Raw genomic sequence first — 8,748 nt, forward strand, 5'->3', positions numbered from 1 at the left:
CACCGGGCTGGCGGCGGGCTCGTTCGACGCGGTGGTGCTGAACTCGGTGGTCCAGTACTTCCCGGACGGGGAGTACCTGCTGCGGGTTCTGTCGGGGGCGCTGGGGGTGCTGCGGCCGGGCGGGACGCTGTTCGTGGGCGACGTCCGGAACCGGGACCTGCAGGAGTGCTTCTACGGCTCGGTGGCCCTGTCGCGGGCCGAGGACGAGCTGCCGGTGGACGCGCTGCGCCGCCGGGTGTCGCGGGCGATCCGCCAGGAGAAGGAACTGGTGATCGCGCCGCGTTTCTTCCGCCTGCTGCCGGGCGCGCTGCCCGGGGTGGGCGGTGTCGAGGTCTTGCTGAAGCAGGGCGGGGGCGACAACGAGCTGACGCGGTACCGCTACGACGTGGCGATCCGGACGGGGGCGCCGGCGGGAGTGGCGGAATCTGAAACGGTCCTGGCCTGGGGTGCCGACGCCCTGGGCGCGCTGGAGCGGGCGCTGCGGACCGGGGCCGCGCCGGTGATCCGGGTTTCGGGGGTGCCGAACCGGCGCTTGGCGCGGGATTTGGGAGTGCTGCGCCGCCTTCGCGAGGCGGAGGGGGAGCTGACGGCCGGGGCGCTGAAGGTGGCGGGCGAGGCGGCGTCGCAGGCGGGAGCCACGCCGGAGCAGTTCCGGGCGCTGGGCGCGCGGCACGGCTACGAGGCCGAGGCCACCTGGACGCCGGGCGCGGACGGCACCTGCTTCGACGTCGTCATGACCGACCGCCGGGCTGCCGCGAACCGTCCCGCGGCGCCGGTGGAGGAGGGCGATCCCCTCGACCACCTCAACGATCCGCTGGCCGCGCGCCTGAAATCGGCCGTGCTGACCGAGCTGAAGGCCGACCTGACGGAGGTGTTGCCGGAGCACATGGTGCCCAGCGCCTTCATCTCGATCGACGTCCTGCCTCTGACGCGGAGCGGCAAGCTGGACCGCAAGGCGCTGCCGCCGCCGGACGGGGAGGCCTTCGCGTCGCGGTCCTACGAACCTCCCGTCGGTCGCGTCGAGGAAACGCTGGCGGGGATCTGGGCCGAGGTGCTGGGCCTGGAGCGGGTCGGCCGGCACGACAACTTCTTCGATCTGGGCGGCCACTCGCTGCTGGCGGTGCGGGTGCTGGAGCGCATGCGCCGGGAAGGGCTGCGCGGCGACGTGCGGATGCTGTTCGCGGCACCCAGCCTGTCCGGCCTCGCGGCCGAGGTGGCGACGGGCGAGGCGGCGGTGGCGGTGCCGGCGAACCTGATACCGCGGGATTGCACCGCGATCACGCCTGACCTGCTGCCGCTGGTGAGCCTGAGCCAGGAGGAGATCGACCGGGTCGTCGCGACGGTGCCGGGCGGGGCGGCCAACGTCCAGGACATCTATCCGCTGGCGCCGCTGCAGGAAGGCATCCTGTTCCATTACCTGATGGCCGAGGCGGGCGACGCCTACCTGATGGCCGTGCTGATGGGCTTTGCCGACCGGGCGCGCTTCGACGGCTACCTGGCCGCGCTGAACGCGGTGGTCGCCCGCCACGACATCCTTCGCACCGGGGTCGTCTGGGAGGAACTGTCCGAGCCGGTACAGGTCGTGCGCCGCCATGCCCGGCTGGAGGTCGAGGAGGTCGTGCTCGATCCCCGCGACGGGGACGTCGCGGAGCAGATGCGCCGCCGGTTCGATCCCAGGCATTACCGGCTGGACGTGCGCCGGGCGCCGACGATGCGCCTCGCCGTGGCGTTCGATCCGGTCCATGACCGCTGGGTCGCGGTGTGGCTGCTGCACCATCTGTGCTCCGACCACACCACGATGGAGGTGATGCTCGCCGAGGTGCAGGCGCATCTCCTGGGCCGCGTCGACGCGCTGCCGGCACCGCTGCCGTTCCGCAACTTCGTGGCCCAGGCGCGCCGGGGCCTCAGCCAGGAGGAGCACGAGGCGTTCTTCCGGTCGATGCTGGACGACGTCGACGAGCCGACGGCGCCGTTCGGGCTGCTGGACGTGCTGGGCGACGGCAGCGGGATCGCCGAAGCGCGCCGCCAGGTCGAGGCGGGGCTGTCGCGGCGGTTGCGGACGGCGGCGCGCGCCCTGAAGGTCAGCCCGGCCAGCCTGATGCACGTCGCCTGGGGCCAGGTCGTCGCCCGGACCTCGGGCCGGCGGGACCCGGTGTTCGGGACCGTGCTGTTCGGGCGCATGCAGGGCGGGGAAGGGGCGGACCGGGTAATGGGCCTGTTCCTCAACACCCTGCCGGTGCGCCTGCGGCTGGGCGGAGCGAGCGCGCAGGACTGCGTGGTCGAGACCCACCGGCTGCTGGGTGAGCTGATGCGCCACGAGCATGCGCCGCTCGCCCTGGCCAAGCGGTGCAGCGCCCTGTCGGCGCAGGCACCCCTGTTCACCTCCTTGTTCAACTTCCGATACACGCCCCGGTCGGAGCGCGTCGATGCCGAGCGCCTCGAGGCCTGGACGGGGATCGACCACATCTCCGTCGAGGACCGGACCAACTATCCCCTGACCGTGTCGGTCGACGACTTCGGCGCGGACTTCGCGCTCAGCGTCCAGGTCGGCGGCGGAGTGAGCGCGGAGCGCGTCTGCGCGATGATGCACCGGGCGCTGGAGACCCTGGTCGAGGCGCTGGAACGACGTCCTTCGACGCCGATGGGCGAGCTGGACGCCCTGCCGCCCGAGGAGCGCCACCGGCTGCTGGTGGAGCGGAACGACACGGCGGCGGCATACCCGCAGGACCGGTGCATCCACGAGCTGGTCGAGGACCAGGTCGCCGCGACCCCGGACGCGACGGCGCTCGCCTGGGAGGGGGGCTCGCTCAGCTATGCGGAGCTGAACGCCCGGGCGAACCGGCTGGCCCATCATCTGCGAAGCTGCGGCGTGCGGCCGGACGACCGGGTGGCGATCTGCGTGGAGCGCTCGCCCGAGATGATCGTCGGGCTGCTGGCGATCATGAAGGCGGGCGGGGCCTATCTGCCCCTCGATCCGGCCTACCCGACCGATCGCCTGGCCTTCATGCTGCAGGACAGCGCGCCGGTCGCGGCCCTGACCCACGAGGCGGCGCGCGCGACCCTGGAAGCGGCGATGGAGAGCCTTGCCGAGCCCGTCCCGACGCTGGACCTGGTCGCCGATGCGCAGAAATGGGCGGATCGGCCGGCCGGCAACCCCCGCCGCGGGGACGTCGGCCTGACGGGAAAGAACATCGTCTACATCACCTACACGTCGGGCTCCACCGGCAAGCCGAAGGGCATCATGCAGGAGCATGACGGCGTGGCCGACCGCCTGATGTGGCTCCAGGACACCTACGGGATGTCCGTGGGCGACGTGGTGCCGGCCAAGACGACGTTCTGCTTCGACGATTCCGCCTTCGAGTTCTTCTGGACGCTGTCGACGGGCGCCAAGCTGGTCATCACCCGGCCGGACGCGCAGAAGGACCCCGGCTACCTCGTGGACCTCGCGATCCGGGAGGGCGTCACCGTCATGCATTTCGTGCCGGCGGTGCTGGCGGGGTTCCTGGAACAGCCCGCGGTCTCCGCCTGCACGACGCCGAGGCTGGCGTTCTGCAGCGGCGAGGAACTGCCGGTGTCGATGATGCGGCGCTTCTGGTCGGAGCTGCCGCAAGCCGCGCTGCACAACCTGTACGGACCCAGCGAGGCCGCCGTCGATGCGACCGCGTGGGCCTGCGACAGGGACGGCCTGGAAAACGGCCTGTGGGACCGTCCCGGCGCGCCGATCGGCCGGGCGATCAAGAACGTGCGGATCTACCTGCTGGACGAGTGGATGGAGCCGGTGCCCGAGGGGATCGCCGGCGAGATCCATGTCGGGGGCGCCGGCGTGGCGCGCGGATACCAGAACCGCCCGGAACTGACCGCGGAGCGCTTCGTCGCGAGCCCGTTCGTGGACGGCGACCGGCTGTACAAGACCGGCGACCTCGGCCGTTACCTGCCGGACGGGAACATCGAGTTCCTGGGCCGCAACGATTTCCAGGTGAAGATCCGCGGGTTCCGGATCGAACTGGGCGAGATCGAGGCGCGGCTGCTGGAGCATCCAGGCGTCAGGGAGGCCGTGGTGCTGGCGCGCGAGGACCAGCCCGGCGACAAGCGCCTGGTCGCCTACTATGCCGGCGCGCCGGAACCGTCGTCCGAACTGGCGTCCGAACTGGCGTCCTTGCGCGAGCATCTGTCGTCGGCCCTGCCGGACTACATGGTGCCCGCGGCCTATGTCCGGCTCGACGCGCTGCCGCTGGCGCCGAACGGCAAGGTGGACCGCAAGGCGCTGCCCGCGCCGGACGGCGAAGCCTTCGCGTTCCAAGCCTATGAGGCGCCGGCCGGGCCGGCGGAAGAGGCGCTGGCGAGGATCTGGGCCGAGGTGCTGGGCGTGGAGCGGGTCGGCCGCCGCGACAACTTCTTCGATCTCGGCGGCCATTCGCTGCTGGCGGTACGGGTGCTCGAGCGCATGCGCCGGGAAGGCCTGCACGGGGATGTAAGGATGCTGTTCGCGGCACCTACCCTGTCGGACCTCGCGGCGGAGGTGGCGACGGGCGAGGCGACGGTGGCGGTGCCGGCGAACCCGATCCCGGAGGGCTGCACCGCGATCACGCCGGACCTGCTGCCGCTGGCGAGGCTGAGCCAGGAGGAGATCGACCGGATCGTCGCGGCGGTGCCGGGCGGGGCGGCGAACATACAGGATATCTATCCGCTGGCGCCGCTGCAGGAAGGCATCCTGTTCCACCACCTGATGGCTGAGGCGGGCGACGCCTACCTGATGCGGAGCCTCGCGCGCTTTGCCGGCCGGGACCGGCTGGACGCCTACGTGGCGGCGATCCAGGCCATGATCGCCCGTCACGACGTCCTGCGGACCGGGGTGCTCTGGGAGGGATTGCCCGAGCCGGTGCAGGTGGTGCGCCGCCATGCCGTGCTGGAGGTCGAGGAGGTCGTGCTCGATCCCCGTGACGGCGATGTCGCGGAGCAGCTCTGGGCGCGGTTCGATCCGCGGCATTACCGGCTGGATCTGCGCCGGGCCCCGATGATGCGCCTCGCCGTGGCCCGCGACCTGGACCGCGGCCGCTGGGTCGCGGTGTGGCTGCTGCACCACCTGTGCACCGACCACACGAGCGTGGACGTCATGCTGGCGGAGATCCAGGCCCACATGCTCGGCCGCCCGGATGCGCTGCCGGCACCGCTGCCGTTCCGCAACTTCGTGGTCCAGGCGCGGCAGAGGACGGATGCCGCGGAGCGCGAGGCGTTCTTCCGGTCGCTGCTGGGCGACGTCGACGAGCCGACGGCGCCGTTCGGGCTGCTGGACGTGCTGGGCGACGGCAGCGGGATCGCCGAGGCGCGCCGTCCGATCGAGGCGGGGCTGTCGCGCCGCCTGCGGGCTGCGGCGCGCGCCCTGAAGGTCAGCCCGGCCAGCCTGATGCACGTCGCCTGGGGCCAGGTGGCGGCCCGGACCTCGGGCCGGCGGGACCCGGTGTTCGGCACGGTGCTGTTCGGGCGCATGCAGGGCGGGGAAGGGGCGGACCGGGTGATGGGCCTGTTCCTCAACACCCTGCCGGTGCGCCTGCGGCTGGGCGAGGCGAGCGCGCGGGACTGCGTGGCCGAGGCCCACCACCTGCTGGGCGAACTGATGCGCCACGAGCATGCGCCGCTCACCTTCGTGAGGCAATGCAGCGCGCTGGCATCGCAGGCACCCCTGTTCACGTCGCTGTTCAACTACCGCTACATCGACAGGGTCGAGCAGGCGGACGCCGACGCCGCGCGGGCCTGGGAAGGCATCGAGCATCTTCGAAACGAGGAGCGCACCAACTATCCCCTGACCGTGTCGGTGAACGACTACGGCGAGGACTTCACCCTGGTGGCCCAGGTCGGCGGCGGGGTCAGTCCCGACCGGGTGTGCGCGATGATGCACCGGGCGCTGGAGACCCTGGCCGAGGCGCTGGAGCAGGCCTCGCCCGTGCCCGTGGGCCGGCTGGACGTCCTGCCGCCCGACGAGCGCCGCCGCCTGCTGGCGGAATGGAACGACACGGCGGCGCCGTGGCCGGAGGGACGCTGCGTCCACGAGCTGTTCGAGGCGCAGGTCCGGCGCAACCCCGCCATGACGGCGGTCGTGCACGGCGAACGGTCGCTGAGCTACGGCGAACTGAACGCGCGGGCGAACCGGGTGGCGCACCGCCTGCTGGCGCTGGGCGTGAAGCCCGACGACCGGGTGGCGGTCTGCGTCGAGCGGTCGCCGGAAATGGTCGTGGGCCTGCTCGGCATCCTGAAGGCGGGCGGGGCCTACGTGCCGCTCGACCTGGCCCATCCCGCAGAGCGGCTGGCCTATGTGCTGCGGGACTGCGCGCCGGTGGCGGCGCTGACGCACGGGCCGGCTCGCGCGGTGCTGGAGGCGGCGATGGGCGGGCTGGCGGCGCGCCCGCCGGTCGTCGAGGTGGAGGAGGAGGGGCGGGGGCCCGATGCCGATCCGCAGGTGGCGGGCCTGGGCAGCCGCAACCTCGCCTACGTGATCTATACCTCCGGCTCCACCGGGGCGCCCAAGGGCGTCATGGTCGAGCACGGCTCCCTCGTGAACCGGCTGTCGAGCACGGCGGGCCGGCTCGGCGTCGGGCCCGACGACGTGTTCGCGGCCATCGCGCCGATCTCCTTCGACATCAGCTGCCTCGAGCTCTGGCTGCCGCTGGCCTGGGGGTTCAGGACCGCGATCGCCGACCGGCCGACCGCCGTCGACGGGGAGGCCCTGGGCGATTTTCTCGACCGGAGCGGAGCCTCGATCGTCCAGGCCACCCCCGGCACGTGGCGCCTGCTCGCCCGTGGCGGCGGCCGCCGCAAGCGGCCGTTCAAGGCCCTGTGCGGCGGCGAGGCCCTGCCCGGCGACGTACGCGACTACCTGCTGGCCGCAAGCACCGAGGCATGGAACGTGTACGGGCCGACGGAGACCACGGTCTGGTCGACCGAGGCCCGCATCGAGGCGTCGGACCTGCCCCTCGACCATGTCGGCCGCCCGGTCGCGAACACGCGGGTCTACCTGCTGGACGCGGCGATGGAGCCGGTGCCCGTCGGCGTGGCGGGCGAGATCTGCATCGGCGGCCCCTGCGTGGCGCGGGGGTACCAAAGCCGTCCGGAACTGACCGCCGAGCGCTTTGTCGCGAGCCCGTTCGTCGACGGCGACCGGCTGTACCGGACCGGCGACCTCGGCCGCTGGCTGCCGGACGGGAACATCGAGTTCCTGGGCCGCAACGACTTCCAAGTCAAGATCCGGGGCTTCCGGATCGAGCTGGGCGAGATCGAGGCACGGCTGCTGGAGCATCCCGGCGTGCGCGAGGCCGTGGTGCTGGCGCGCGAGGACCAGCCCGGCGACACGCGGCTCGTCGCGTATCATGCCGGGACGGCGGAGCCTTCGTCCCTGCGCGAGCATCTTGCTTCGGTCCTGCCGGACTACATGGTGCCGGCCGCCTATGTCCGGCTCGACGCGCTGCCGCTGACGCCGAACGGCAAGGTGGACCGCAAGGCGCTGCCGGCCCCGGAGGGCGGGGCCTTCGTCTCCCGGGACTACGTGGTCCCGGTCGGTGCCGCCGAGGAGGCGCTGGCGGCGATCTGGGGCGACGTGCTGGGCCTGGAGCGGGTCGGCCGCAACGACGACTTCTTCGATCTCGGCGGTCACTCCCTGCTGGCGGTGCGCGTGGTCTCCAGGATCCGCCAGGATCTTGGCATCGATGTCGGCGTCAGGGCGGTGTTCGATGCGCCGACGGTCGCGGGCATGAGGTCGTGGCTGGCCGCGTCCAGCAAGGCCGAGCTCGACCGCTACGAGCAGGCGTCCGCCCTGCTGGCGGCGGAGCTGGAGCAGATGTCCGACGACGAAATCCTCGCCCGCCTTCAAGAGCTCGGGGTCAAATAGCCATGGACGACCGCTTTCCACCCGCCGCTCCGGCTTCCGATCCCGCGCTGCGCGCCCGCCTGCGGAACCTGCTCATGGCCAGGAAGGCGGAGCAGTGGCAGGACGCGCCGATCGGGCGCGCCGGAGAGGACCGGGACCGCCCGTCCTTCGCGCAGCAGCGGGTGTGGTTCCTGGCCCGGATGGGCGGCGGTGCCGGCGAGGCCTATCACGTCCCGCTGGGCTTCCGCATGCGCGGCGACCTGGACGGCGCCGCGCTCCGCCGGGCGCTCGACCGCATCGCGGACCGGCACGAGGCCCTGCGCACGACCTTCGCCGACGACGGCGGCGAGCCCCGACTGCACGTCGGCGTCCCGGGCCGGGGCTTCGAGCTGCGTTCGGACGACCTCTCGGGCATGGCCGACCCGGAGGCCGCGCTCGACGCGCTGATGGCGCAGGAGCAGGCGCTGCCCTTCGACCTGGAGCGCGGGCCCCTGGCCCGGGGCCGGCTGGTCCGGCTGGCGGATGAGGACCACGTGCTGCTGGTCACCCTGCACCACATCGTCTCCGACGGCTGGTCGATAGGCGTGCTGGCCCGGGAGCTGGGCGCGCTGTACCGCGCCTATGCGCAAGGCGGCGGCGACCCGCTGGAGCCGCTGGCGGTGCAGTATGCCGACTACGCGGCCTGGCAGCGGCGATGGCTGTCGGGCGACGCGCTGGAGCGCCAGGCCGCCTATTGGCGCGAGACGCTGTCCGGCGCGCCGCCCCTGCTGGAGCTGCCGACCGACCGGCGGCGGCCGGCGCAGCAGGACTATGCCGGCGGCTTCGTGCGCCTGGACCTGGACGAGGCGCTGACGGCGAAGCTGAAGGCGCTGGGCCAGCGGCACGGGACG

The 8,748-nt window shown here is 72.6% G+C and carries 2 protein-coding genes; both read left to right on the forward strand.

From position 1 onward, the window contains the following. Positions 1-34 precede the first annotated feature (34 nt). Complete coding sequence (locus VGO20_RS01550) at positions 35-7,879, forward strand: non-ribosomal peptide synthetase (protein WP_327500521.1); 7,845 nt, start codon at positions 35-37, stop codon at positions 7,877-7,879. Positions 7,880-7,881: 2 nt separating this feature from the next. After that, on the forward strand, positions 7,882-8,748 hold an 867-nt coding region (locus tag VGO20_RS01555), incomplete at its 3' end, for a condensation domain-containing protein (RefSeq protein WP_327500522.1).

The sequence above is a fragment of the Arenibaculum sp. genome, from assembly GCF_035998295.1.
In the GTDB taxonomy this organism is placed as follows: domain Bacteria; phylum Pseudomonadota; class Alphaproteobacteria; order Azospirillales; family Azospirillaceae; genus DASYHS01.